The organism is Martelella lutilitoris, from assembly GCF_016598595.1.
GTDB classification, from domain to species: Bacteria; Pseudomonadota; Alphaproteobacteria; order Rhizobiales; family Rhizobiaceae; genus Martelella; species Martelella lutilitoris_A.
In genome coordinates this window covers 3,280,693-3,307,635 of the sequence record NZ_CP066786.1, presented here as the reverse complement: position 1 = coordinate 3,307,635, position 26,943 = coordinate 3,280,693, and the positions used below count along the sequence as shown (strand labels likewise).

Below are 26,943 nucleotides of genomic sequence, written 5' to 3'. Positions count from 1 at the left end.
GGGAGGAGAAAACATGCGTAATTTTCTGAGACTGACGACCGTCGCCATGGTGGCGATGCCGTCTGCGCTGTTCGCGCAGGAAACCATCAACCTGACGGTGGCCTCCAGCCATCCGACGGTGATCCCGTGGGTGGGCATGATCCAGACCCACTTCATGGCCAAGACCGATGAGATCCTCGCCGAGACCGGCGATTACAGGATCAACTGGAACGAGGCCTTTGGCGGCCAGCTCTACAAGGCGAATGCCACGCTGTCTTCCGTCGAGGAAGGCATCACCGATATCGGTTGGGTCTTTTCGCTGCTGGAACCGGCGAAGCTGCCGCTCAGCCAGGCGACGAGCTATGCGCTGTTCTCCACCGCCAATCCGCAGCTTCAGCTGGAGGTGATGGAAGACCTGATGGAGAACAACGAGGCCTTCCGCGAGGAGTGGGAACAGTACAATCTGAAGGTTCTGGGGCTCACCGGAACCGACATGTACGACATCTACACCAAGGAGCCGATCGAGGGCATCGCCGATATCGAGGGCATGAAGATCTCCGCCCCCGGCGTGCTCGGCACCTGGCTGCGCGGAACCGGCGCCAATGCCGTCGACGGCGCGCTGACCACCTTCTACACGGACATCCAGACCGGCGTTTCCGACGGCGTGCTGACGCTTGCGCTCGGCGCGAAGCCGGCGAAGCTCTATGAGGTCGCGCCCTATCTCAACCGCTTTGACGCGGCCGTGTCCTTCTCCGGCGCGCTCGCCATCAACCGCGATATCTGGGACACGCTGCCGACGGAAGTCCAGGACGCGATGATCGAGGCCGGCAAATATTACACGGCCGCCCACGGCAAGCAGTTGCTGGAAGGCCATGAGGCGGCCCTTCAGGCGATGGTGGAACTCGGCGCCGACCAGAACCCGCCGGTGACCCTCGTCGAAATGCCCGAGGAGGAACGTGAGGCCTGGGTTGCCATGCTGCCGGACCTTGCCGGTGAATGGGCGGATAACCTGGAAGCGCAGGGACTTCCCGCACGCGAATTCCTGAGCGCCTATATGGACGGTCTGCGCGAACGCGGCGAGACGCCGATGCGCGACTGGGACCAGTAGGGCGGCCCGATGTCATCCACCACCGAAAGCGCCCGTCATCCTGACGGGCGCCCCCCGAACGCCCTCGGGCGGGCCTGGCACATGCTTGTCGATGGCCTGGCGGCGCTTGGAACCGTGCTCATTCTGGTACTGATGCTGGTCATCTCCGCCGACATCTTCATGCGTAACCTCTTGGGCTCGTCGCTGCCGCTGGTCTCCGAACTTGGCGCTCTGCTGCTGGTGATGATCGTCTCGCTGCAGCTTGCCACCACCATCCGCGCCGACAGGCTCGCCCGTACCGAGATCTTCTTTCCCGCCTTCAGGTTGAAGCGGCCCGTGGCCGGCAGCCTCCTGTCGGCGGCTTTCAATCTCACCGGCGCGGCGATGATCGGCCTGATCGCCTGGTCGAGTTTCCTGATCCTGCAGAAGGACTGGGCGTCCGGCGAATATATCGGGGTAACCGGCATTGCCACCTTGCCGGTCTGGCCGTTTCGCGCCTTCATCGTCCTCGGCGTCAGCGTCGCCGCGCTCGAATTCCTCGTCCGCGCCTTGAGCGATCTTGTCGCCTGCCGAAATGCCGGAGACCATCCATGAGCCCGCTCGAAATCGGAGGCCTGGCGATCGCCGGCCTGCTTGTCCTGATCTATGTCGGCATGCCGATCGGCGTCAGCATGCTGTTCGTGTCCTTCATCGGCGTTGCGGCCATTCGCGGCGAAGCGGTCTCCATGCGCATGCTCGGCGCCGTCGCCAACAATTCGCTCCGGGAATATCTCTACGCCATCGTCCCACTCTTTGTGCTGATGGGCCTTCTGGTGACGATCTCGAAGGTCGGCAAGGACACATTCGATGTTTTCCAGCGGCTGATGGGCCGGATCACGGCGGGACTCGGCATCGCCACGGTCTTCGCCAATGCCGTGTTTGCCGCGATCACCGGCGTTTCCATCGCGTCTGCCACCGTGTTCAGCCGGGTCGCGGTGCCGGAGATGACGCGCCACGGCTATACGGCCAAGTTCGCCACCGGCGTCGTTGCCGGCTCCTCCGTGCTGGGCATGCTGATCCCGCCCTCGCTGCTGATGATCGTCTATGCGGTTCTGGCCGAGGAATCGGTCGGACGGATGTTTCTTGCCGGCGTCGGTCCGGGTCTTCTTCTGGCGGTTGCCTTTTCTGTCACCATCTTCCTTCTGGCATGGTTGAAGCCTGATTTCGTCTTCACGCCGGAAAAGCCGGAAACCCACGACGCGGAAATCGGCTGGTTTTCGCTCGCGCGCAAGGCAGTGCCGATCATCTTCCTCATGCTGCTCGTGCTCGGCGGGCTCTATGGCGGCTTCCTCAACCCGACCGAGGCCGGCGCCGCAGGCGCGCTCGGCGCCCTCTTGATCGCGCTTCTGCGCCGCTCGCTGACGCCGCGCTCCTTCTGGCGCCTTCTGGTGGAAACCGGGCAGATCACCGTTTCGGTGCTGTTCCTGATCCTTGCGGCCACCTTTTTCAGTCGCATGCTGGCGCTTTCGGGCGTCCCGCGTTTCCTGGCGGAGACCATGCTGTCGGGGCCGATCGGCCCTTATGGCTTCCTGCTGCTCTACCTGCTCCTGATCGTCGTGCTCGGCTGCCTGATCGATTCCATCTCGATCATGCTGATCCTGCTGCCGATCGCGCTTCCGGTCGCGGAAGCCGCGGGCTTCGACCTGATCTGGTTCGGCGTCCTGACCGTGGTGGCCGTCGAGGTCGGGTTGCTGACGCCGCCTTTCGGCCTTTCGGTCTACATCATCAAATCCGCGATCAACGACCGGTCGCTGAAGGTCTCGGACATTTTCAGGGGCGCTCTACCTTTTATCGGCGCCATGCTGGTCTCGCTGGCGCTGATCGTCGCATTCCCGGCGATCGCCACCTGGCTTGCCCGCCTTTGATCCCGAGGCGCTGCCGCAATCTTCGGCAGTGCCAGACAACGCATCCGGAAGGAGAACCGCCGGCCTCTTTTTGACAAAGGTGAATTTAAGGGAGATTATGTCTGCTCTCTATTATGAGATGCACAGTAAAGGCGCTCTCCCATGCTGGCGACTCCGATCGTGCAGTTCGGCACCAGCCGATTTCTCCAGGCCCATGCGGACCTCTTCATTTCAGAGGCGCTGAAGGACGGAAGGGCGCTCGGCCCCATCACGGTCGTGCAGACGTCGGGGGATCCCGGCCGGGCGAAAAGGCTGAAAGCCCTGGCCATGAAAGCCGGTTTTGACGTGCGGGTGCGCGGTCTCATTGAGGGCGCGCGCGTCGATGATGTCCGCACCGTCACCAGCGTCAGCAAGGCCCTGTCGACGGATCTCGATCGTCCGGAGGTCGAGCGGGTGTTGCGCGACGAGGCGGAGATCATCCTCTCCAACACCACCGAGCACGGGTTTCTGCCCCGACCGGCGGACAACGGCTCGACCTTCAGCCAGGCCATGTCCTTTCCTGCCAAGCTCGCCCACTTGCTGTTTTCGCGCTTTGCGGAAAATGCGCGGCCCTTGCAGGTCATGCCCTGCGAACTGCTGCACAAGAACGGCGCGGCGCTGAAGGCGCGCGTCCTGCCTGTTGCCGAACGGCTTTCGTCCGAATATGCGCGTTGGCTGGAGACCAGGGTGCTCTGGGTGAATTCGCTCGTCGACCGGATCGTCTCGGAACCGCTGGAACCGGCAGGCGCGGTGACCGAGCCCTATGCGTTATGGGCGGTCGAAGCCTGCGTCGGGCTGACGCTGCCCTGCGCGCATCCGGCGCTGAAGGTCGTCGGCGACCTTGACGACGTCGAGACCATGAAGCTCTTCATCCTCAATCTCGGCCATACCTACCTTGTCGAAAACTGGAGGCGGGCGGATGCGCCACAATCCTTCGTGCGCGAACGCATGGATGACGCGACGATCCGCAAGGACCTCCTCGATCTCTATACGGACGAGGTGCTGCCGGCCTTCGCCGCGGAGGGACGCGGCAGGGAGGCGGATCGGTATATCGACGAGACGCTTGACCGCTTGGCCAACCCCTATCTCGACCACAGGCTCGCCGACATCGCCCGCAACCATAAGCAGAAGGTCGCGCTTCGCATCGGTGGCTTCCTCGCCTTTGCCAACCGCGCCGTGCCCGGATACCGGGCGCCAAGGCTCGAGGCCATTCTCGCCCGCCACGCGGACTGAAACTTCTTATCGCTCGTTGCCGAAATACTTACGGCTCAGCTCCGTGACAAAGCCGTTTTCCTGCAAGGCGAGAAGGCGCACAGTGACCGGATAGATCAGCGTGTCCTGGCCATAGGGCAGGGCGAAGCCGAACTTGTCCGGCGCAAAGAGCCGCCCGACCACATCAAGGCCAAGGCCCGGATTCTGCGCCTTGTAATATTCCAGCACCGGAGCGTCGGCCACCAGCGCGTCGACTTCGGCGCTGCGCAAGCCATCGACCGCCTCCTCAATCCCGCCATAGGTGATGAAATTATAGCCCTGCCGGCGGGCCAGGGTCTCCGCGGTCGAGCCGCGAAAGACGCCGACCGTGCGGCCCGGCAGATCATCAGGGCCGGTGATGCTGCCGGTGATCGCGATATTGGTCATAACGCTGGTGACGGAGGATGTGACATAGGCAACCACGGCGATGCCGATGACGAGCCAGAAGGCGGCGAACAGACGGCCGATCCAGCCGAACAGCTTGGTGCGGCTGGGAAGCGAACCCTTCGTGACCACAAGCATGACGGCATAGAAGCTTTCCGCCACGCCGTCGCGCCAGCGGCGGGGGAAATTCTTGTCGAAATGGCGATCGAAGAAGGTGAGCCCGATGGTGCCGAGGATGATGAACACGAGGAGCCAGGCGTAATAGCGCAGGTAGCCGGCCTCGGCGAGGCCATTCCAGATATTCGCGAGCGAGGAGGCGGAGCGGTCATCGACCATGACCCTGAGGCCGGAATCGAACCAGGGCTGGGTGAAATCCACCACCTCGGCGCGGTCCTCGGTGATGGAGATGGCGCCGACGGCAACATCGAGCTCTTTCGCCCGCACGGCGGCGAGAAGGTCGGCGACGGTCGGGTATTCGACATAGGTTGCCTTGATGTCGAGCCCTTCGGCGATCTCCTTCCAGAGTTCCGCGGCCATGCCGGTAAAGCGGCCATCCTCGTCACGCGTGACGAAGGGCGGTGTGGTGCGGTAGCCGACGCGGACTTCGCGCGGCATTTCCGCCTCCTGTGCCCATGCGCCGGACTGCGGTCCCGCAACGGGGCCCGATAGCGAAAGCAAGAGGCCAAGCAGGATGCTGAAGCCCGCCGCCACAATCCGCGCTCTCCCGGTACTCGACATGTCTCGTTTGGTCCTTTCCGTTTTTACCGGCTGTCCGCTGTAGCTCAAAATGAGAAATGCAATGAATATCAGGAAATGTACCGCGCCTTGAAGGAGGTGTGTCCGGCCGCTGGAAAACGTGACGATGCTGACAGCGAGGATGACGATCAGAAGCAGCATATTGGCCGGTTCGAGGCCGAGTTCGAGATCGAGACCGAGCAGACTTGAGATGACCAGCATGATCGGCACGGTCAGGCCGATGGTAGCAAGCACCGAGCCAAGGAAGATGTTGACCGAGGACTGGAGCCTTCTGTTCATGGCCGCGCGCACGCCGCCGATCCCCTCCGGAGTCGTCACCAGGATCGCCATCAGGATGCCGCCGATGGTCGCCGGCGCTCCAAGCGTCTCGATCACATAGTCGACGGGCCTTGCGAACTGCTCGACGAGGAAGACGACCGGAATGATGTAGCAGAACAGCAGCAGGACATGCAGAGCCGTTGGCGCATCGGAGGGCTCGTGCGTCTCGTTTCCTCCTTCTTCTTCTGTCGGCTGGGAAAAGTAACCGCGATGCCGTCCGGTCTGGATCAGCAGGAAAATGACATAGAGCCCGGCCGCCATGGCTCCGACCATGACCTTCTGCAGGCCTGTCAGCGTCGGCCCGGCGGTCGAAAGCGTCAGGTCGGGCAGGATCAGGCTGAAGGCGGCAAGGGGAATGATCACGCTCAGATAGGCGTTGGCGCCCTGCAGGTTATAGGTCAACTCCCGGTGGCGCAGCGCGCCGAGGAGAAGCGAGATGCCGACCATGCCGCCCATGATGATCATCACCACGGAAAACAGCGTGTCGCGCACAAGGGCCGGATTGTTCTCGCCATGCAGCATCACGGCGGTGATGCTCATCACTTCGATGCCGGTGATCGAAAGCGTCAGCACCAGCGTTCCGAGCGGTTCGCCGAGGCGTTCGGAGAGCGCTTCTGCATGGCGCACGACTCCGATCGCCGTGGCGAGGATGACCGAGAACAGCCAGGCCATGAGCGGCACGAGATGAAAGGGATTGGCGAGATCGGCGAAGAGTCCGTCTTCGAAGATGAGGACGACAAGGCAGGTCAGAAGCGTAAGGCCGAGAACGCGTTCGCGACGGAGAATGCGCCCGAGGGGCGGGTAAGGGGCCTTTTTCGAGGCGGCTTCTGGCGTCGGCAAGCGCTGTTCTCCTCTCGTGGGCCCAGCATCGAGAGGATCAGGATGCGCCCGCCACATCTTTCGATTGCCATGATATCGCCATCATTTCAACTGTCTCGGATGGAGACGCGCTAGTATTCCTTCTCGTAGAAGATGCCGCCGCTCGCCTCGCCGCGCGATCCCGCGGACCCCTTGACGATAAAGTTTCTGCCGATGTCGATGTTGACGCTTGCCCGCGTGCCGGCATCGCGGCTCTGCTCGACTTCGACATAGGTATTGCTATTGAGATACTTGCCGACGCTGACGGCGGTATTGCCTGTCGAGTCGGTCGTCACGTCGAGATTGTCGATGCCGAGGACGTCGCGGATCGAGCCGAACAGCGACTGGTTGGTGCCGCCGGTCAGCTGGATCACCGCATCGGCGAGCTGAGCGATCTGCAGGGCCGAGAGGTTCGACGAAGACTGGTTGAACAGAAGCTGGGCGAGGATCTCGTCATCGGGCAAAGCGGGCGTGGAACTGAGGCTTACCTGGGGATCGGTTGCAACGCCGGAGAGCGAGATGGTGATCGCCGTCGAGCCGGCCGTCGTCTGCGCCTGCAGATCGATGAGCGGAACGAGCGCGCCGCCGAAGGTGATCCGCCCGCGATCGAAATCGAAGCGCCGGTTGAGGATCGACAGGCGGCCTCGGATCAGGTCGAAGCCGCCGGTGATGACCGGATCGGCCGTGGTGCCCGAAACCCGGATCGTCCCGCCGAGTTCGGCGTCCACGCCGCGCCCCCTGACGAAGATGGCGTTGGGGGCGGCGATGGTGATGTCGAGATTGAAGGCCGAGCGGGCATCGGTCGCCTGCTGCGGCGAAAGCTCGGCGGCCTGCCTTAAAACGGCCGCCGAGGCGTATTCGTGCACGATGTTGATGTCGGCGATCGACGCCGGCAACCGGTCCGGGATGACGATGGCGGTTCTGCCGAGATCGAGCCGGCCGGCGAGCGTCGGCTGGCCGAGAAGCGGCCCCTCGAGGGTCAACGCGCCATTGGCCGTCGTCGTCAGAAGGCGGCCGTCATTGATCACGGCATTGTCGGCCTCAAGCCTCAGTGAAGACTGGAAATCGCCGGAAAGCGCGATACTGCCGCTGATGGTGACGGTTCCGCCGGCGGCCAGCCGTCCGGTAATGCCCTCGACCACCAGCCTGTCGCCGGAGGCGGAGACGCGGCCGCGGATATTGTTGATCGCCAGATTGCGTCTCAGATCCGTCACGCTGTCGATATTGACGTCGATGCCGCCGGAATAGGACGGCGCCTGCACGCTGCCGCCGATGGTCATGTTGACGTCCGCATTGCCCGAGACCGCGTAGCCGGCATTGGCGGCGACGACCGAGACGAGCGCGAGCGGCAGCCGTCCGTTGACGGCAATGTCGAGCGGCATATTGCCGGAAAGACCGACTGAACCGGTCGCTCGGGCCGAAAGGCCCTGCGCGTTGGTCAGCGTCGTGTCGGTGGTGACGCGGTTGCCCTCGTAGCGCCCGGAGGTGGTGATGGTGAAGGTCTGCCCGCCGATCGCGGCATTCTGCGCCACATTGGCGTTGTTCCACGACAGCTCGTAATTGGCCGTCGGGCTCGCAAGCGAGCCGCCGGTGGTCACCGTTCCGGAGATCGTGCCTTGCGCGCCGAGGCTCGGCACGAAATTATTGGCGATCGCGGCGTTGACGCCGGAGATATCGACCCTGAGGTCAAGGCGATCGCCGATGCTGCCGCCGGCGCTGATCGTTCCGCCGCCGATGCCGATACGCAGGTTCTCTATACTGGCGGCGCCGTCGGCGATCGTGATCTTCGCCGGCGCAGCCAGGTTGAGGGCGAGCGACATCGGCGAACCCTCGAGTCGCGTCAGTTCGATTTCCATCGTCTCCGCGCGCGTCACCCTTGCCGCCGCGTTCACCGGCTGGCCGTCATAGCGGGCGGAAAGGTCGAAGCTTGTCGTCGTGCCCTCATTACGGGCCGAAAGGGAAATGTCGCTGACATTCTGCCCGCTCGCCGAGACCGATCCGACGGTGATCGTGCCGTTTGCCTTCAACTCGGCAAGGTCGGAGACGGTCATGTCTGTCTCGATATTGCGCGCCGTGACCGTCGCGGCGGAAAGCCGTTCGCCCGAGGCATTGAGCGACAGGCCCAGCTTGTTATCTGCATTGTCGAGCGCAATCCGGCCGGATATGTCTCCGGAGGCCTCCTGGCCGGCGAGCCCGGCGAGAAGCTTCAGGTCGGGAAAATCGAAATCGATGCCGCCGGCCGGCAGGTAGCTTTCGTTTAGCGTCAGGTCGCCGGAAAGCGTGTTGCCGCCGACCGCGCCGTCGATCCCCGAAATCTCGATCTGACCGTTCGATGAGGCGACATTGGCAGCAAGCGAAAGCGGTGCACCGGCATAGGTGCCCTTTGCCGAAACCGTGCCGGACGGCGCGGCAGGATCGGCCTTGCCTTTCAGCGACAGCGAGAAATCCTTCAGCGTTTCGCCGGAAAGCACCAGGTTATCGGCGTTCACCGTCGCCGCGATATCGGGGGCAGAAAGCGCGCCGGTGACCGATGCCTCGATTTCCGCCGCGCCGCCGACCTGCGGGGCAAGCGTGCCAAGCTCGGAGAGGGCCGCCTTCAGCGTGGCGTCGATCGTATCGCCGGAAAGGGCGACATTGCCCGTTGCGCTGACGAGGCTGTTTTCGATCTTGAGGTCTGAAAGTGTATAGTCTGCGGTCGCAAGATCCGCCGAAAAGCCGGTTTCGATCCGGGTCATGCCGCTGATCATGTCCGACGCGGGCGCGGGCAGGGCATCGGCGAGAACAAACAGGCGCGCATCGCCCGAAGCCTGACGGCCATCCAGATCGTAGGAAATCGAGGTCGTGCCGCCGATGCTGCCGCTTTCGAGTTCGGCAGAGGTGATTTCGATCGTCGAGCCGGACAGCGAGACCGGCGCGGACAGCGAAATAGGTGTCTGAACGAGCTGGTTCAGGTTCTCGTTGTCAAACGAGATGTCCTCGACTGTCAGCGAGGTGTCGATCGCACCGCTTCGACTGGCAAGGTCGAGACCGGTTCCGCTGGCGACAAGGGCAATGCCGCCGGCGCTCACCTGCGGCATCGACAACCGGTCGAGCGTTACGGAGGCCTGCAGGTCGGCGTTGTCGGCTGCGCCCGTCAAAGCCAGCGTGGCATTTTCGATCGCGAGGTCGAGCGCATCTTCGCCGAGCGGCCAGGAGAAGGGCACCGGTCCGTCCGTGCCGTTCAGGGTCGCCTTCAGGTCGTTATTGCCTTCCGGATCATAGGCGCCGGAGGCGACAAGCGCGAAGCTTCCGGTGGTGACATTGCCTTTCGAGATGGCGATCCGGCCGGACGGGAAGAGCGTGACTGCGAGGTCGATTTGGGTCGTGCCCTCGACCAGGCTTGCAAAAGCCTCGGGCGCAAGCGGCGCGAACTGGCCGCTGCCGGAAACCGTGACGGTTCGTTCGCCGGCATCGTCGAGCCGGTGGCGGATATCGATCTCGCCGAGCGCCGCGCCGGAAAGTTCCGCCGTCACCTTTCCCTGCCAGTCCGAAAGCGGGCCGTCGCCGTCAACCGCGATATTGAGCGCCGGCGCGCCGGGCAGTTGCATCAGCGTCGCCACGATGCCGCCTTCCGGCTCGTTCACCTCCGCCGCGAGATCGAGACGGTTCTCACCCGGCGCATAGGCAAGATCCGCACGCACATAGGTTTCGGGGCGGGCCCGGTGTTTGGCGTTGAGCGATGCCGAAATCGTATCGGCAAGCGCGGCAACGCTGCCTTCCGCCGAAAGCGGATAGTCCTCGCCGAGCACGGGCGCGGCGATATCGATCTGAGGGAAGTCGAACCGGTCGATCTCGACGCCGATCGGCAGAGAGAAGCCGCCGCCCTGGCTCTTCTCCTCCGGCGCGGCGTCGGCGGCGACCGGCAGGCGCTCAAGCGTTACCGATTGCGCGGAGAGGTTCCCGGCCTTGAACCGGCCGCTGAAAAGGGCGAGCGGCGACCAGTCGAGTACGACATCCTCGACTGTCGCATAAGGCCCGTTGATATCCGAAACCGAAACGGATTCGACGGTGAAATGGCCGGTCAGCGGCGCGCTGACCCTTCCTACATGCACGGCGAAATCGGGTGAGGCGATCCGCTGGGTCACCTGTTGGACGGCGAAATTCGCGCCGAAACCGGTGAACCCCACCAGGATGACGGCGGCAAGCGCGATCAGGATCACGCCGGCGATGAGGCCTGCGACCAGCCTGGTCAGAAATCGAAGCGTTGCCGTCACTGTTCTCATCGTCTGGCGGTTTCCCTTGCTGATGCCCATTCATAATCTGGGGCAGTCTATACGCGATGGAAGGGGACGAATACAGCGTCTAAAGCGTTGCCGACCCGCACAATTCCGTGCGGCATCCGAAATGGCGGATCAGAAGCTCTGGCCGATCCCCGCATAGATGCCGAACCTGTCGCCGCCGGGGTAGCGGTCAAGCGGCAGGGCAACGTCGAGGCGGATCGGACCGAAGCCGGTCAGGTAGCGCACGCCAATGCCGGCGCCGGCGCGGATATCGCTGAAATCGGGGAAATTGTCGGCGGACACATCTGCGGCATCGATGAAGGGCACGACCTGGATGTTCTCGGTAACGCCGATGCGCGCCTCCAGTGTCGCCTCGACATAGGAGCGTCCGCCGGTTTCATCGCCATTGGCATTGCGCGGCGAGATCGACTTGTAGGCATAGCCGCGCACGCTGCCGCCGCCGCCTGCATAAAAGCGCTGGTTGGCCGGGATGTCTTCCAGGCTGTCGCCGCCGACGATCGTGCCCGCGCCGAGCCGGGCGGCAAGCGTGAAGCGGTCATCCTCGCCGGCGGAAAAATAGGTCGATCCGACGGCACTGAAGGACGAGTAGACCGTGCCGTTGAGGAAGTCGTAGGCCGGTTCGGCGGTGGTGATCAGATAGATCCCCTCTGTCGGATTGAGCGCATCATTGCGGGTATCGCGGTCGAAACCCACCGGCAGCGAGAAGGTCAGATAGTCCTCGGTGCCGAAGGCATCCTCGATATGGGAATATTCGGTGGTCGAGCCGAGCGTGATCGTGTTGTAATCGTTCTGCTCGTAACTGTAGGTGACGGACCCCGCCACCGTCTTGGCGTTGTAGGGATCGGGGTTTTCCGTGCCGGCGGCAAGACTTGCGGTGAACATGCCGGACGGGTGGAACAGACCGGGCCTGGTAAAGGTTATGCCGCCGGCATAATCGAGCGAATCGAGCGTGTCTGTCACGCCGATCCGCGAGACGCCGGCCTCCAGCCTCAGCCCTTCCGCATGGCCGAACAGGTTGCGGTGGCCCCAGTAGCCCTCAAGTCCCAGACCGTCGATCGAGGAGACCGTCGCGCCGAAGCCGAAATAGCGGAACTTGCCGTCCTTGACGGTTATGGTCGTCGGCAGCTGGCCGTTTTCGTCAAGCGTATCTCCGGTGTTGATGACGACGGAATCGAAGGTCTTCAGCGTGCGCAACCGGTTTGCTGCATCGGTGAGTTCCTGCGGCGAATAGGGCTCGCCCGCCTTGAGCCGCGAATAGGTGCGGATGAACTCGGGGTCCACCGCATCCGCCCCCTTGATCGCGATCGGACCGAGATCGGCTTTCGGTCCGGCTTCGGCGTCGATCAACACGTTGATGGTCGCGTTCTCGTGGTTGGCGATGACCTCGCGCTTGGTGATCCTGGCGAAGGGGTGACCGTCATCCTTGAGTTTTGAGACGATGTCCTGCGCCGCCGACAGAATGGTCGTCGAATAGGCCGGCGTTCCGATGACGAGGCCGAGCTTTGCGGGATCGAATTCCGGCGGCGCATCCTTGATGTCGATGTTGGCGAAGGTGAAGCGCGGTCCCGCCTCGATGTTCACCGTGACGGGAACCGGATTGACGCGGTCGAAATTCGGCAGGCCGACAATGTCCTCGATGTTCTGGCCCTCGATGCTGATATTCACCAGCCCGCCGTAATAGGCCCGCTCGAACAGCGAACCGACGAGGATCTGCAGATCGTCCCGCGCCTTGACGAGAAGACCGAGATCGCCGTCGACCGGCTGGTTCTCGCCATTGACGAGCTCCGAGCGGTTGCGCAGGAAGCGCTCCAGCCCGTCATCGCCGCCGGTGACGGAGAAGGTCACATGATAGCGCACCGGATCCTGAACGTTGTCGATCTCTTCCTCGCGCTCGCCCCAAAGGTGGACGCCAAAAAGGGAAAAGGCGCGCGCCTCGCCGACGCCCGACAGCGCCACCGCGAGCATTGCCGCGGACAGCAAAAGCCCGGCCTTCAGAGAGGCGCGGGTGCCGGTATTTCGCCGGTTTGGACGGGTGATCATGGTGTACTCTATACGATGCCGCTGATCCGCTGAATGGTTTTACGCGTCAGCATAGTAGCACGGGAGCAGGCCGTGCATCCCGCCAAAATCCAAAAGCCGGCAACAGCGTTAACCGAATCTTTCGGAAGCGCGATTGTCGGCCAGATATCGGGATAAGCCGCATTGCCGCTGCCTTCGGGCACGGCTCACAAGAAAACGGTGACCGTCTCCGCAGTCGCAGACGGTCACGCGTATGGTGCCTTACCGCGGGCAGTCGTCCACATATTCGCGGCCATAGCGGTCGCGGTAGTAGCATTTGCCCGGCTGGTTTTCGACAGCACGACCGACGAGCGCGCCCGCGCCCGCGCCGATGGCGCCGCCGAGAAGCGCGCCGCCGAGGCCGCCGCCGTCAATGGCCGTGCCGATCAGCGCGCCGCTGCCGGCGCCGATGGCTGCGCCTTCCTGCGTGGGGGTGCAGGCCGTGGCCGCAACCGAAAACACACTGATCAGAAGTCCTGCGATTACTTTGTTCATGATTCCCTCATCACCATTTGGTCGCGCTACGACCGGACGCTCCCCCGGGGTGCCGTGCCCGCCGCCGCTCTCCTTGTCGCGACCGTTCGACCGGCCGCTTCTGAAAATACATATCCGAATAGCGCCGATGCGGGAAGCGAAAAAGCGCCTTTCCGCCGCCGCCGGATATTTCCGGGGTAGCGGATTAATGTGTCGGTGCAGGGATTTGTTCCCGCCGCCGGAGCGAATATCAGAAGCCTGCCGGATAATGTCGATCACTTGACCTTGATCAAGATTTGCCCCGAACGGTTGCGTGTAGAAGCAGTTTGGAATAATTCAAACGAAGGGCCTATTGCCGCACCCGGGTCAATTCCGGGGCTTTGCGGCTTGACGTTGCGCAAACTTCGTCAAATCCTTGCGGAAAACAAAACGGCCTGTCGGTGGAGCACTTGAGCGATGGATTTCGAAGCATTTTTCAAAAGCGAACTTGCGGGACTGCATGAAGAGGGCCGTTACCGCGTCTTCGCGGAACTGAAACGGCATCGCGGTGAATTCCCCCGTGCGTCCCGCTTCAAGGACGGCGCAGCCTCGCCGGTCACGGTCTGGTGTTCGAACGACTATCTCGGCATGGGCCAGTGTCCCACCGTGATCGCCGCCATGCAGGAGGCGATCGAGGCTTGCGGGGCAGGGGCCGGCGGCACCCGCAATATTTCCGGCACCAACTATTACCATGTGAAGCTCGAGGAAGAACTCGCGGACCTGCACGGCAAGGAAGCGGCGCTCATCTTCACCTCCGGCTATGTGTCCAACTGGGCGACGCTCGGCACGCTCGGCCAGAAGATCCCCGGCCTCATCATCTTCTCGGACGCGCTCAACCACGCCTCGATGATCGAGGGCATCCGCCACGGCAAGAGCGCCCGCGTCATCTTCAAGCACAACGACCTCAACGATCTGGAGGCCAAGCTGAAGGCGGCCGATCCGGACGCGCCGAAGCTGATCGCCTTCGAATCGGTCTACTCGATGGACGGCGACATCGCGCCGATCAGGGAAATCTGCGATCTCGCCGACAAATACGGCGCGATGACCTATCTGGACGAGGTTCACGCCGTCGGCATGTACGGTCCGCGCGGCGGCGGCGTTGCCGAGCGCGAGGGCCTGATGGACCGTCTGACGATCATCGAAGGCACGCTCGGCAAGGCCTATGGCGTCATGGGCGGTTATATCGCCGGCTCGCAGGCCGTCGTCGATTTCGTCCGTTCCTTCGCCTCCGGTTTCATCTTCACCACCGCGTTGCCGCCGTCGCTGGCTGCGGGCGCGGTCGCCTCCATCCGCCACCTGAAGGTCAGCCAGATCGAGCGCGAACGTCACCGCGAACGCGTCGCCACGCTCCGTCGCAAGCTTGATGCGCAGGGCATCCCGCATATGGAAAACAACAGCCATATTGTGCCGGTGATGGTGGGCGATGCCTCGAAATGCAAATGGATTTCCGACATCCTGCTCGATGATTTCGGCATCTATGTGCAGCCGATCAACTATCCGACCGTGCCGCGCAAGACCGAGCGCCTGCGTTTCACCCCGACGCCGCTCCATACCGATGAGGATATGGACCATCTGGTGGCGGCGCTGCATTCGCTCTGGTCGCAATGCGCGCTGGCGCGCGCCGTCGCGTAATCGCCCATCATCGGGAATTCACTTGACTTGGGCCTCGGCTTTCCGGATCAAACAGGCAATGCTGTTTCTGGTCCGGAGGGCTTCTCATGGAACTTTCGCAACGCGTTGACGCCGCAATCGACCGGGCTCTCGATGAGGCGCGCGTCGTCGGGACCGTCGTCATGGTCTGGCGCGATGGCCAGCCGGTCTATGAGCGCGCGGCTGGCTTTGCCGATCGCGAGGCCGGCAAACCCGTTTCCGCCGACACGATCTTCCGCTACGCCTCCGTCACCAAACCCTTTGTCGCCGCCGCCGCTCTGGCGATGATCGATGCCGGGAAACTGTCGCTCGACGATCATGTCAGCGACCGCCTGCCGTGGTTCCACCCCCCGGGCCCCGACGGCCGGCAGGCCGAGATCACCATCCGTCAGCTTCTGACGCATACGGCCGGGCTCACCTATCGCCCCGGCGCAGGCATTCTCTCGGTTCATGATCCGATCACGGTTGGCATCGAGAATACCGAGCTGACGCTCGAGGACAATTTCTCCCGCCACAACACCGTTCCACTGGCCTACAAGCCCGGAACCGCCTGGGAGTACTCGATCGCGATTGACATTCTCGGCGCCGTGCTTGCGGAAGTGGAGGGCAGCTCGGTCGAGGAAGCGCTGAACCGGTATGTTCTACGGCCGCTCGGCATTTCCGACACCACCTTCTGCGTGACGGACCGCGATCGCGTTGCCGTGCCCTATTTCAATGCCGACCCCGTTCCCCAGCCCATGGGCGAGCCGCAACGCGTTGCCTTTGCGCCCGACCGGATCTACACCTTTTCGCCGGCGCGGATCTTCAACCCCCGCGCCTTCCAGGGCGGCGGCGGCGGCATGGCGGGAACCGCGGGCGACGTGATCCGGCTTCTCGAGATGGTTCGCAAGGGCGGCGACGGCGTGCTGAAGCCGGAGACGGCGGCAGCCGCGATCCGCAACCAGATTGGCGACCTCAATGTGCGTCCGGGCGTGAAATTCGGCTTCATCGGCGCCGTTACCGAAGATGCCGCGCTCGACAATTCGCCCCTGCCGAATGGCGCGGTTTCCTGGGGCGGGGTCTATGGCAATCGCTGGTGCTTTGATCCGGAAACCGGCACGGTTGCCGTCGCCATGACCAACACGGCGCCGGAGGGTTGCGACGGCGCATTCCCCTTCGATGTCTGGCGGGCGGTCTTCGGCGGCTGATCCGCCGGCGGCATTCGGGCGTAGTTCCTTCCGAAAAGGGAGAGACAGATGCCAGGAACTGACATGACCAGCCTCGCCGAGGGCTATCGCGCGCTCGTCATCGGCGCCTCAGGCGGCATCGGCAGCGCCTTTTGCACGGCGATCGAGGCGGATCCGCGCTGCGGCGGCCTTGAAGCGCTGTCGCGGCGCGCGGACGGGCTGGAGATCGCCGACGAGGCGTCCGTGGCCGAGGCGGCGCAGCGCTTTTCCGGTCAGTCGTTCGACCTCATTGTCTGCGCCACAGGCGCGCTGCATATTGATGGCGTCGGCGCGGAAAAGACCATCAGGGCGCTCGATGCCGAGGTCATGGCACGGCAGTTTTCCGTCAACGCCATCGGTCCGGCGCTTTTGCTCAAACACTTTCTGCCGCTGATGACACGTGACCGGAGGGCCATCTTTGCCTGCCTTTCCGCGCGCGTCGGCTCGATCGGCGACAACCATATCGGCGGCTGGATGTCCTACCGTGCATCGAAAGCCGCGCTGAACCAGATCCTGCGCACCGCCGCAATCGAGGCGCGGCGGAAAAATCCGCTTCTGTCGATTGCCGCCCTTCATCCGGGGACGGTGGCGACGCCGCTTTCCGAACCCTATGCCGGCAGCAATCGACGGGTCGCGGCTGAAGAGGCCGCCGGAAACATGCTCTCGGCGCTGAACGGAATCGCCGAGGGAGAGACCGGGATATTCCTCGCCTATGACGGCAGCCGCATCGAATGGTAGGGGTTATGACCTGACAAGGCCTGCGGCCCTGCGGCGGGCCTCCGCATCGGCAGCGTAGATGTCGTCGATACCGGCGGCGGCGGGCAGATGCGTGAGGCTGTCCATGACGGCTTCCGTGATCTCCGCCATCTCCAGAAAGCCGCAGCGCCCGTCGATGAAGGCTTCCAGCGCCACTTCCTTCGCGCCGTTCAGCACCGCACCCTGGAGCCCGCCGCGCGCCATGGCAACCCGCGCCAGGCGAAGGGCGGGAAAGCGAGTTTCGTCCGGGGCCTCGAAATCGAGCCGCGCAAGCCTGGCGAAATCGAGCCTTTCGACCGAAAGCGCCGGACGGTTCGGATAAGAAAGCGCATAGCCGATCGCCGTGCGCATGTCCGGCGCGCCGAGCTGGGCCAGAACCGAGCCATCGGCATAGCCGACCATGGAATGGATGATCGATTGCGGATGGACGATCACCTCCACCTGTTCCGGTCTCAGCGCGAAGAGATGCATGGCCTCGATCATTTCCAGCGCCTTGTTGAACATCGAGGCGCTGTCGATCGAGATTTTCAGACCCATCGACCAGTTGGGATGGGCGCGCGCCGTCGCCGCATCGACATGGCGCATTTCCTCAAGGCTCTTTGTGCGGAACGGGCCGCCGGACGCGGTGATGATCACCCGTTCCAGCGCCCGGCGCTGGTTTTCCTCGAACACCTGAAACACGGCGGAATGCTCACTGTCGACAGGCACCATCGTGCCGCCGCCCGCGGCAATCGCCTCCATGAACAGCGGACCGGCGGAAACGAGGCATTCCTTGTTGGCAAGGGCAATGTCGGCGCCGGCCTTCGCGGCCTCCAGCGTCGGCTTCAACCCCGCCGTGCCGACGATTGCCGCCATGACCATGTCATTGTCCATGCGCGCGGCTTCAGACAGTCCGCTTGTCCCGGCGGCAGGCGTGACGCCCGATCCGGACAAGGCTTCCTTCAGCGCCTTGTAGCGGCTCTCGTCGGCGGTAACGGCCATGCGCGCGCCGTGATCGATGGCCTTTTTCGCCAAAGCCTCGACATTGGCATTGCCGGTAACCGCGGTCAGTTCGAAACTGTCGCGCCCGCCGAGCTGTTCGATCACGTCGAGCGTGTTGAGCCCGATCGACCCGGTCGCGCCGAAAATGGCGATGCGTCGCGTAGACATGCGTTTTATGCCGTTTCCTCGTTATTTCTGAACTAGCCTCTAACGGTTTTTCATCGCCGGCGACAGGGAAAAGAACATGTTTCGCCCGATCCCGAACTTGGCGTGGCAAAGGGGTTGGCACTGGAAATGAGCGGCCCGAGGGACTATCAAGTGGTACGGACTTTCGCGAGCGGCCTGCCGTTCGCCCGGAAAATGAGCAAGGGAGCGCGAAATGGCTGATAACATAAGGCGCATCGGGGTTGTCGGCGCCGGCGCCATGGGCTGTGGTGTCGCCCATGTCTGCGCGGTCGCCGGTTATGACGTGCACCTGATCGACAGCGAGCGTGAGCAGATCGAGCGCGCGCTGGCGACGATCAACGGCAATCTCGCCCGCCAGGTCAACTCCGGAAAGATCACGGACGAGGATCGCAAGAAGGCACTGGCGCTGATCAGCGGCTCGACGGACCTGCAGGACCTCGCCTCCGTCGACATGGCGATCGAGGCGATCACCGAGGATGAGGCGGCCAAGCGCGCGCTCTACGCGAAAATCTGCCCGATCCTGAAGCCGGAAGCCCTGCTGGCGACCAATACATCGGCCTTTTCCATTACCCGTCTTGCGGCCGCGACCGACCGGCCGGAACGCTTCATGGGCGTGCATTTCATGAACCCGGTTCCGGTGATGGAACTGGTCGAGCTGGTGCGCGGCATTGCCACCGAGGAGGTGACGTTCGAAACGGCGAAGGAATTCGTCCGTTCGCTCGGCAAGACGCCGACGGTCTCGGAGGATTTCCCGGCGTTCATCGTCAATCGCATTCTCCTGCCGATGATCAATGAGGCGATCTATGTGCTCTATGAGGGGGTCGGTTCGGTGGACGCGATCGACGTCGCCATGAAGCTCGGCGCGCGTCACCCGATGGGACCGCTGGAACTTGCCGATTTCATCGGCCTCGACACCTGCCTTGCCGGCATGCAGCTGCTGCATGAAGGGTTGGCCGACAACAAGTACCGGCCGTGCCCGCTGCTCGTCAAATATGTCGATGCCGGCTGGCTCGGCCGCAAATCGGGCCGGGGCTTCTACGACTATCGCGGCGAGGAACCCGTGCCGACGCGGTGATCCGTCGCCTTTTCGAGGCCTGAGGCGGGCGCGCAGCAATCCCTGTCGCCGGAAAGCTCTTGAAGGATAGGGCAGTCCGGGCGATGGTCGCCGTGGCAGGTTTCGGCGAGGTGCTGCAGCGTCGCCTTCAGGCTCGCGAGCCTCTCGAGCTTGGCGTCGATCTCGGTGATCTTGGAAAGCGCCAGCGCCTTCACCTCGGCGCTTTCGCGGGCGTCGTCGTCATAAAGAGACAGCAGCAGCCGGCATTCTTCGACAGAGAAGCCGAGGTCGCGCGAGCGGTGGATGAAGTTCAGCCGGTGCACATGGTTGCCGGAATAATCCCGGTATCCATTGGGCGCACGGTCGGCGACGACAAGGCCGATTTCCTCGTAGTAACGGATCGTCTTGGGCGGCAGGCCCGATTGCCGTGCGGCTTCGCCGATATTCATCAGCTCTCTCCTGCTCTCTGTTTTCCATAATCTGATGCTGCCATCAGGATTCTTCAAGCCTCGCGATATTGCTCCCGACCGCGATGCCATGGCATGAACAGCCTCCCTGCGGAAAACGGAGAATGGATCATGGACGTCACCGGTGGCTGTTTTTGCGGCAATGTGCGCTTTTCGGCAAGCATCGATCCCGAGGCCGTCGTTGTCTGCCACTGCAACCAGTGCCAGCGGCTTTCCGGCTCGCCCTATCGGGTCTCTGTCCTTGTCGCGGGCGAGGATGTCGAGGTCCTCAGCGGCGTCCTGAGGGAGTACTGGAAGATGGCCGAGAGCGGCGCCAAGCGCGCGCAGGCCTTTTGCGAAACCTGCGGCGGGCCGGTCTTTTCCCATGGGGAGGGAGAGGCCGCCGGAGAATTCGCGCTGCGCTGGGGCCTGATCGACCAGCGCGCCGACCTGCCGCCGAAACGGCAGATCTGGTGCGAGGAGGCGGCCCCGTGGGTCAATGAGATTGCCAACCTGCCGGGCGCGGCGCGGGAGTAGCCTCACCCTTTTTCCAGCGCGGTTCGCACCATCGCAGAAAGATCCTCGTCGCCGTGGCCGTCCGCGATGCAGGTCCGGTAGCTCTCGACTGCGGCATTGATGGCGGGCGTGTCGATGCCGAAGCTTTTGGCCACTTCGGCGAAAAGCGTCGCGTCCTTGAGTGCGCCTTTTGCCGGAAAACCGATGCTCTTGTCCTCGCCCAGAATGCGCGGCGCGCGGAATTTGAGCGCCGGCGAGCCGCCGGGACTGGTCAACAGCACGTCGAGCATGGTCTCGACCGAAAGACCGGCCTTCTTGCCGGTGAGGAGCGCTTCCTTCAGCACTTCCCAGTAGCCGCAGAGCATCATGTTATTGACGATCTTGGCGGCAGCGCCCGCGCCGAGCGCGCCGGTATGGTGGATGCGGTCGGAAAGCGCTTCGGCGACCGGGAGATAGCGCTTGAAATCGATCGTGGCGCCGCCGACATAGACGCCCGCCGTGCCTTCGCGCACGAGTTCCGGGCCGCCGGAGATCGGCGCGTCGATGGCGCTGCCGCCCTTGGCCTTGATCTTTTCCGAAAAGCGCCGCAGCGTGTCCGGCCGCACCGTCGATGTCTCGACCACGAGCTTGCCCGGCAGCGAGGTTTCGACAAGCTTCGACAGCACCGAGTCCACCGCTCCGTCATTGATCAGGGAGGTGATGATGATGTCGGACTTGAAGGCGAGCGAGGCGAGGTTGAGGGCGATCTCGGCGCGGTTCCTGTCGGCGAATTCATCCGTCACGCCGCCGCGCGACCACAAGACGAGGCGAAACCCTCTTGCCGCAAGACGGTCGGCGATCGCGCTTCCCATCCGCCCGATGCCGCAAATGCCGATGACTTCCTTCTCGCTCATCGCCTCACGCCGCCTTTGCCTGGTGATATTCCTTGATCGCGATCATCCTGATCTCCGGCGCGCGTTCGCTCTCATAGTTCAGCGAGAAACCGTCCTGCGCCAGAAACACCGGATCGCCGTCGAGGTCGCGGGCGATGTCGCCGCGATGCGAGGAGACGAATTTCTCAAGGTCTGCGGGCTTTTCCGCCGAAATCCAGCGGCAAATCGAAAACCGTGCCATCTCGAAGGAGACCGGCAGGCCGTATTCCGCCTTCAGCCGCTCCTTCAGGACGTCGAGCTGCAGCGCGCCGACCACGCCGACGATCGCCGGCGAGCCGTCTTCCGGGGTGAAGAGCTGCACCACGCCTTCCTCGGCCATCTGCTGCAGGGCCTCCTTCAGCTTCTTCGCCTTCATCGCGTCTTCAAGCCTGACGCGGCGGAGAATTTCCGGCGCGAAATTCGGGACGCCCTGGAAAACGAGCTGTTCGCCGTCGGTCAGCGTATCGCCGATCCTGAGCGCGCCGTGGTTCGGGATGCCGACCACATCGCCGGCATAGGCCGTGTCGGCAAGCTGGCGCTGCGAGGCGAAGAAGAATTGCGGCGCCGTCAGCCCCATCTGCTTGCCGGTGCGCGAAAGCCGCGCCTTCATGCCGCGTTTCAGTTCGCCCGAACAGACGCGCACGAAAGCGATGCGGTCGCGGTGGTTGGGGTCCATGTTCGCCTGGATCTTGAAGACGAAGGCGCTCATCTTCGGGTCGGTGGCTTCCACGGTGCGCACATCGGCGACCTGCGCGCGCGGCGGCGGTCCGAATTCGGACAGCGCGTGGATGAGGTCGCGCACGCCGTTGTTTCTCAGCGCCGAGCCGAAATAGACCGGCGTCATATGGCCCTCGAGGAAAGCCTCGCGCGAAAACGCCGGATAGCCGTCAATGGCGAGCTCGGCCATCTCCGCCCAGTCTTCGCGCTCATGCTCGGGCAGTCTTTCGGCGACCACTTCCGGGCCGTTGACCTTGGTCAGCTCCCGCTCGCTGTCGCCGTAACGCACCGCGCTGTCGCGCAGGTGGTAGGTGCCGACGAAGCTCTTGCCCTGGCCGATCGGCCAGGTCATAGGCACGGGATCAAGCGCCAGCTTTTCCGCCACTTCGTCGATAATCTCGAACGTATCGCGGGCCTCGCGGTCCATCTTGTTGACGAAGGTGATGATCGGAATGTCGCGCATGCGGCAGACTTCGAAGAGCTTCAGCGTGCGCGGCTCGATGCCCTTGGCCGCGTCGATGACCATGATGGCCGCATCCACCGCCGTCAGGGTGCGATAGGTATCGTCCGCAAAGTCCTCGTGGCCGGGCGTGTCGAGCAGGTTGAAGACCGTGTCCTCATACTCGAACGTCATCACCGAGGTGACCACCGAAATGCCGCGTTCGCGCTCGATCTTCATCCAGTCGGACCGCGTCTGGATGCGGTCCTTCTTGGCCTTCACCTCGCCGGCAAGCTGAATGGCGCCGCCGAACAGCAGCAGCTTTTCAGTGAGCGTGGTTTTACCGGCGTCCGGGTGCGAGATGATCGCGAAGGTTCGGCGGCGGGCAACCGCCTCGGCAAGCGTTTCGGGCATCGATGCAATATCCTGTTGATGGGGGCCTATCTAGCGATTTGAGGGCCAAGATGCAATTGACCTGTTTGTGAGGCATGGCAAGGATGCGGGCGAGATAATTGCGATGCGCGAGACGCAAAATCGCAAACGGATTTGGGAGGCTGCCTCTCCGTCCTCTCTGGCGTCATCCTCGGGCTTGACCCGAGGATCCAAGCACATCTCCACGCGACGGGCGTGTCGCGGCCCGGCTTTTGATGCAAGCCGCAGGTTCCGCTCGCGACAAAGGTGGTTGGATGCTCGGGTCAAGCCCGAGCATGACGGAGGAGAGGAGAGACGGGCCAAAAACACGATGGAAAAGAAAGCAAAATGACACTGAAGCTGAAACGCCTGGAACACGCAGAAGGCATCGCGCCGCCGGCCTATGAGACGACGGGGTCCGCCGGCATGGATATCCGCGCCGCCGTGCCAGAGGCCGAGCCGCTGGTGCTCAAGCCCGGCGCCCGCGCGCTGGTGCCGACCGGCTTCATCTTCCAAATTCCGGACGGTTTCGAAGCACAGGTCCGCCCGCGCTCCGGCCTCGCCTTCAAGCACGGCATCACCTGCCTCAACACGCCCGGCACCATCGACAGCGACTATCGCGGCGAGGTGAAGGTGTTGCTGGTCAATCTCGGGACCGAGGATTTTGCCATCGAGCGCGGCATGCGCATCGCCCAGGTCATCATCGCGCCGGTGACGCAGATGCCGGTGACCGTGGTTGACGACCTGACCGAGACGGCGCGCGGGGCAGGCGGCTTCGGCTCGACGGGCGTGTGATGTCCGTCGCTCACGGCGCGGCGGCAATCAGCGCCGCGCCTCCAACACCATGCGAGCGGCAAGGCCTGCGAGGACGGTTCCCATCAGATAGCGCTGGATGCGCGACCAGAGCGGCCGGTTTGCCAGAAAGACGGCAATGGCGCCTGCGCCAAGCACGATCAGCGTGTTCACCGCAAGGCTGACGGCGATCTGCGCAAAGCCCAGCACAAGCGTCTGCATCAGGATATGCCCGCGTTCAGGGTCGATGAACTGTGGCAGCAGTGAAAGGTAAAGCACCGCCGATTTCGGGTTCAGGAGATTGGTGGCCAGCCCCATGACGAAGAGTTTGCGGATGCTGTCCGATGGAAGCCTGCGCACGGCAAAGGCCGGCTGAGCGCCGGGCCTGACCGCGTTCCAGGCGAGGTAGAGCAGGTAGCAGGCCCCCAGGAACCGGATGGTGTCATAAGCGAAAGGGACTGCCATCAGCAGAACCGTCAGGCCAAACGCCGCCGAGAGCATGTAGATGACGAAGCCGAGCCCGACACCGGCAAGCGAGACCAGTCCGGCCGCGGGACCCTGACAGATCGATCGCGAAATCAGGTAGATCATGTTGGGCCCCGGCGTCATCACCATCGCAAGGGCGATGAACATGAAGGCCAGAAGGTGGTGTGGTTCGGGCATGGCGGCTTCCTCGCAATGCTTCCGTTTGTAGCGGGAAGCGTCGGGATAGCAAGACCGGCAACGCGGGATGCAGGGCCTCATTTGCGGTTTTCGTTTCTCGGCCAATGCGCTAGTCTCTCGCGTGCAAGGACGGTGAGCCTGCAATCTTTCGTTTTTGGGAGGCTTGCCCATGGATATGATGGAAGCGTTTCAGCGTGTCGGGCTGGCGCTCGCGATCGGGCTTCTGGTGGGGATCGAGCGCGGCTGGCAGGAGCGCGAGATGGCCGATGGCGAACGCGCCGCCGGTATCCGCACTTTTGCGCTGGTTGGCCTGCTCGGCGGGCTTGCCGGTTATCTTGGTTCCGTTTCGGGGCCGGTCTTGCCCGCGGCATTCGGCCTCGGTCTGATGGCGGCTTTTATCGTTTTCTCCTATAGCGCCGCCACGCCGCGCAATGACTTTTCCGTCACCGGCGTGATCGCGGCGCTCGTGGTCTTTGCCCTCGGCATCGTCTCGGCGACGGGCGATATGCGCCTGGCGGCCGCCGGCGGGGTGGTGACCACGGTGTTGCTTGCGGCACGACACAGTCTCCACGGCTTTCTCAAGACCATGACCTGGGTGGAACTGCGATCGGCGCTGGTGCTTCTCACCATGAGCTTCGTTGCCCTGCCGCTCCTGCCGAACCGGGCGATCGATCCCTGGGGCGGCTTCAATCCCTTCACCGTCTGGCTGATGACGATCATGATCGCCGCGCTTTCCTATGCCGGCTATGTGGCGATGCGGGTCGCCGGCCCGGAACGGGGCATCCTGTTTGCGGGCGCCACCGGCGGGATCGTCTCGTCGACGGCGACGACGCTCTCCTTTGCCCATATCTCCACCGCCGAAGCCGCGCTATCGCGCCAGCTGGCAGGGGCAGCGTCGATTGCCGGCGGGCTGTCGCTGGTGCGCTGTTTCATCATCGGCTCGGCCGTAGCGCCCTCTCTGATCGTGCCGCTTGCCGCAGCGCTGGCACCAGGCCTCCTCGTCTTCGTCGCGGCGAGCCTGATCCTGATCGGGCGCAATCGCGCGGTTGACGCCAAGGCCGGGATAGAGCTTTCCAACCCGTTCGAACTCGGCGCGGTGCTGCGCTTCGGCGCGCTGCTCGGCGCTGTCGGCTTCATCGCCAGGGTGCTGGTGCATTTTCTCGGGCCGGACAGCATCACTGTGATTGCCCTCGTCTCCGGCATTCCCGATCTCGACGCCATCACGCTGTCCACCGCCCACATGGCCGGCAATGCGCTCCCGGTTCAGACGGCCGCCTTTGCCGTTCTGATCGCGGCTGCCTCAAACCTCATCACCAAGGTGGTGCTCGCCCTTGGAAGCGGCACGCGCGTCTATGGCCGCCTCTTGGGGCTGGTCACGCTTGCGGTGATGGTCGTCGGCGGGGCCGGTTTCTGGCTGTTTGTCAATTTCGCGGGGTAGAGGCCGACGAAACGGCGATGCCGGGAATGGGATTTCCTGAAATCTCTCAAGGTTGGAATGACATTCCTGAACCGGGCTGCGGATCGCTGTTTCGTGCCTCGAATTTTCCTTTGCCGGACCCTACCTAGAAGTTAACTCATTCAGGGAGCAACCACCATGGAACAGAACGGCAAACCCGGACGCGGGAAGGTATATTCCTCTATTCTCGACACGATCGGTGACACGCCGATCGTCCGTCTCGACAAGCTGGCGAAGGAGAAGGGCGTGAAGGCCAATCTTCTGGCCAAGCTCGAATTCTTCAATCCGATCTCCTCGGTCAAGGACCGTATCGGCTTCGCCATGATCGACGCGCTGGAAAAGGCCGGCAAGATCACGCCCGGCAAGTCCGTGCTGATCGAGCCGACGTCCGGCAATACCGGCATCGCGCTCGCCTTCGCGGCCGCTGCCAAGGGCTACCGCCTGATCCTCACCATGCCGGAATCGATGTCGATCGAGCGCCGCAAAATGGTGGCGCTGCTCGGCGCCGAACTGGTGCTGACCGAACCGCCGAAGGGCATGAAAGGTGCCGTCGCCAAGGCCGAGGAACTGGCCGCCGAGATCGAGAACGCCGTCATTCCACAGCAGTTCGAGAACCCGGCCAATCCGGACATTCACCGCAAGACGACGGCGGAGGAAATCTGGAACGACACGGACGGCGCTGTCGATTTCTTCGTCTCCGGCATCGGCACGGGCGGCACGATCACCGGCGTCGGCCAGGTGCTGAAGCAGAAGAAGCCCGAGGTGAAGGTCGTGGCCGTCGAGCCGGCCGCCTCTCCGGTGCTCTCCGGCGGTTCGCCGTCGCCGCACAAGATCCAGGGCATCGGCGCCGGCTTCGTGCCGGGCGTGCTCGATACCTCGGTCTATGACGAGATCGTTCAGGTCGAAAACGACGATGCCTTCGCGCTTGCCCGCGAAGTGGCCCGCGTCGAGGGTCTGCCCGTCGGCATCTCCTCCGGCGCCGCGCTGAAGGCCGCGATCGAAGTCGGTTCGCGTCCGGAAAACGAAGGCAAGAACATCGTCATCATCATCCCGTCCTTTGCCGAGCGCTATCTCTCGACAGCGCTGTTTGAAGGGCTTGGGGCGTAAGGAAGCTTCTGTTTTGATGGAAGGCGCGTGGCGAGATCTGCGCGCCTTTTTCTATGCAGAGTGAGTGTATTGCCCGCTCTTCGCCCGCTTCCCCTGCCTGAGTAAAAGTCGATGGTGGCTGGTTTTGCTCCGAATACTCTCTCCCGCTGGCGGGAGAGATGCCCCGAAAGGGGCAGTGAGGGTGAAGCAGCGTCTCTAATCGCAAGGGCATCCGAGGGGATAGACTCCCCCCTCACTGTCGCTTTCG

General features: G+C 63.4%; 20 protein-coding genes and 2 pseudogenes. 12 read left to right on the top strand and 10 right to left on the bottom strand.

Annotation, left to right across the window (positions count from 1 at the left end):
- The first annotated feature begins 13 nt into the window (after positions 1-13).
- The 4 genes from JET14_RS15890 (at position 14) to JET14_RS15875 (ending at position 4,221) form a co-directional block, all read left to right on the top strand.
- A complete protein-coding gene (locus JET14_RS15890; protein ID WP_200334750.1) occupies positions 14-1,087 on the top strand; it encodes a C4-dicarboxylate TRAP transporter substrate-binding protein in 1,074 nt (357 codons plus the stop codon).
- Positions 1,088-1,096: 9 nt separating this feature from the next.
- A complete protein-coding gene (locus tag JET14_RS15885) occupies positions 1,097-1,660 on the top strand; it encodes a TRAP transporter small permease subunit (protein WP_200334749.1) in 564 nt (187 codons plus the stop codon).
- Positions 1,657-2,970: a TRAP transporter large permease gene (locus tag JET14_RS15880; protein WP_200334748.1), complete on the top strand. Its 1,314-nt coding sequence runs from the start codon at positions 1,657-1,659 to the stop codon at positions 2,968-2,970. Before JET14_RS15885 ends, JET14_RS15880 begins: the two co-directional genes overlap by 4 nt.
- Before the next feature lie 141 nt (positions 2,971-3,111).
- The gene (locus JET14_RS15875; RefSeq protein ID WP_246750345.1) at positions 3,112-4,221 is read left to right on the top strand and encodes a mannitol dehydrogenase family protein; all 1,110 of its coding nucleotides are present in this window, start codon (positions 3,112-3,114) and stop codon (positions 4,219-4,221) included.
- A gap of 6 nt (positions 4,222-4,227) precedes the next feature.
- On the opposite strand, the pseudogene JET14_RS15870 reads toward JET14_RS15875, so the two are convergent.
- The 5 genes and pseudogenes from JET14_RS15870 to JET14_RS15850 all read right to left on the bottom strand — a co-directional run.
- Positions 4,228-5,214: pseudogene (locus JET14_RS15870) on the bottom strand (transporter substrate-binding domain-containing protein); the annotation flags it as partial.
- 186 nt (positions 5,215-5,400) lie between these two features.
- A pseudogene (locus JET14_RS15865) lies at positions 5,401-6,483 on the bottom strand (calcium:proton antiporter); the annotation flags it as partial.
- Positions 6,484-6,647: 164 nt separating this feature from the next.
- Entirely contained in the window at positions 6,648-10,817 is a 4,170-nt protein-coding gene (locus JET14_RS15860; RefSeq protein ID WP_200334747.1) for a translocation/assembly module TamB domain-containing protein, read from the bottom strand.
- A 129-nt stretch (positions 10,818-10,946) separates the two neighbouring features.
- The gene (locus JET14_RS15855; protein ID WP_200334746.1) at positions 10,947-12,875 is read right to left on the bottom strand and encodes an autotransporter assembly complex protein TamA; all 1,929 of its coding nucleotides are present in this window, start codon (positions 12,873-12,875) and stop codon (positions 10,947-10,949) included.
- Positions 12,876-13,115: 240 nt separating this feature from the next.
- Positions 13,116-13,388 carry a YMGG-like glycine zipper-containing protein gene (locus tag JET14_RS15850; protein ID WP_024709701.1) on the bottom strand — a complete coding sequence of 91 codons (273 nt, stop codon included), beginning with the start codon at positions 13,386-13,388 and terminating at the stop codon, positions 13,116-13,118.
- 435 nt (positions 13,389-13,823) lie between these two features.
- On the opposite strand from JET14_RS15850, the gene hemA reads away from it, so the two are divergent.
- The 3 genes from hemA to JET14_RS15835 all read left to right on the top strand — a co-directional run bounded on the left by hemA (position 13,824) and on the right by JET14_RS15835 (position 16,999).
- Complete coding sequence (gene hemA, locus JET14_RS15845; protein ID WP_200334745.1) at positions 13,824-15,038, top strand: 5-aminolevulinate synthase; 1,215 nt, start codon at positions 13,824-13,826, stop codon at positions 15,036-15,038.
- An 86-nt stretch (positions 15,039-15,124) separates the two neighbouring features.
- Positions 15,125-16,243, top strand: coding sequence for a serine hydrolase domain-containing protein (locus tag JET14_RS15840; protein ID WP_200334744.1), 1,119 nt, complete (start codon positions 15,125-15,127; stop codon positions 16,241-16,243).
- Between the two features lie 48 nt (positions 16,244-16,291).
- Complete coding sequence (locus JET14_RS15835) at positions 16,292-16,999, top strand: SDR family NAD(P)-dependent oxidoreductase (protein WP_246750344.1); 708 nt, start codon at positions 16,292-16,294, stop codon at positions 16,997-16,999.
- A 3-nt stretch (positions 17,000-17,002) separates the two neighbouring features.
- Here JET14_RS15835 and dxr read toward each other — a convergent pair whose 3' ends face one another.
- The gene (gene dxr / locus JET14_RS15830) at positions 17,003-18,166 is read right to left on the bottom strand and encodes a 1-deoxy-D-xylulose-5-phosphate reductoisomerase (RefSeq protein ID WP_200334743.1); all 1,164 of its coding nucleotides are present in this window, start codon (positions 18,164-18,166) and stop codon (positions 17,003-17,005) included.
- 211 nt (positions 18,167-18,377) lie between these two features.
- Here dxr and JET14_RS15825 point away from each other — a divergent pair, with 211 nt between their 5' ends.
- Complete coding sequence (locus tag JET14_RS15825) at positions 18,378-19,259, top strand: 3-hydroxybutyryl-CoA dehydrogenase (RefSeq protein WP_024708940.1); 882 nt, start codon at positions 18,378-18,380, stop codon at positions 19,257-19,259.
- On the opposite strand, the gene cueR is transcribed toward JET14_RS15825, so the two are convergent.
- Entirely contained in the window at positions 19,226-19,687 is a 462-nt protein-coding gene (gene cueR / locus JET14_RS15820) for a Cu(I)-responsive transcriptional regulator (RefSeq protein WP_200334741.1), read from the bottom strand. The genes JET14_RS15825 and cueR overlap by 34 nt on opposite strands.
- Before the next feature lie 129 nt (positions 19,688-19,816).
- On the opposite strand from cueR, the gene JET14_RS15815 reads away from it, so the two are divergent.
- Complete coding sequence (locus tag JET14_RS15815) at positions 19,817-20,221, top strand: GFA family protein (RefSeq protein ID WP_200334739.1); 405 nt, start codon at positions 19,817-19,819, stop codon at positions 20,219-20,221.
- Between the two features lie 2 nt (positions 20,222-20,223).
- Here the strand turns inward: JET14_RS15815 and JET14_RS15810 are convergent, their stop codons facing one another.
- Positions 20,224-21,093, bottom strand: coding sequence for an NAD(P)-dependent oxidoreductase (locus tag JET14_RS15810; RefSeq protein ID WP_200334737.1), 870 nt, complete (start codon positions 21,091-21,093; stop codon positions 20,224-20,226).
- Between the two features lie 4 nt (positions 21,094-21,097).
- Positions 21,098-22,681, bottom strand: a complete 1,584-nt coding sequence (locus JET14_RS15805; RefSeq protein WP_200334735.1) for a peptide chain release factor 3 — start codon at positions 22,679-22,681, stop codon at positions 21,098-21,100.
- A gap of 345 nt (positions 22,682-23,026) precedes the next feature.
- Between JET14_RS15805 and dut the strand changes: the two genes are divergently transcribed.
- The gene (dut, locus tag JET14_RS15800; RefSeq protein WP_200334733.1) at positions 23,027-23,473 is read left to right on the top strand and encodes a dUTP diphosphatase; all 447 of its coding nucleotides are present in this window, start codon (positions 23,027-23,029) and stop codon (positions 23,471-23,473) included.
- Positions 23,474-23,500: 27 nt separating this feature from the next.
- On the opposite strand, the gene JET14_RS15795 is transcribed toward dut, so the two are convergent.
- Positions 23,501-24,133 (bottom strand): LysE family translocator, encoded by a 633-nt coding sequence (locus JET14_RS15795; RefSeq protein WP_200334731.1) that lies wholly within the window; start codon positions 24,131-24,133, stop codon positions 23,501-23,503.
- A 169-nt stretch (positions 24,134-24,302) separates the two neighbouring features.
- On the opposite strand from JET14_RS15795, the gene JET14_RS15790 reads away from it, so the two are divergent.
- The gene (locus JET14_RS15790) at positions 24,303-25,571 is read left to right on the top strand and encodes an MgtC/SapB family protein (protein WP_200334729.1); all 1,269 of its coding nucleotides are present in this window, start codon (positions 24,303-24,305) and stop codon (positions 25,569-25,571) included.
- A gap of 156 nt (positions 25,572-25,727) precedes the next feature.
- Complete coding sequence (cysK, locus tag JET14_RS15785) at positions 25,728-26,696, top strand: cysteine synthase A (protein WP_200334727.1); 969 nt, start codon at positions 25,728-25,730, stop codon at positions 26,694-26,696.
- Positions 26,697-26,943: the final 247 nt, after the last annotated feature.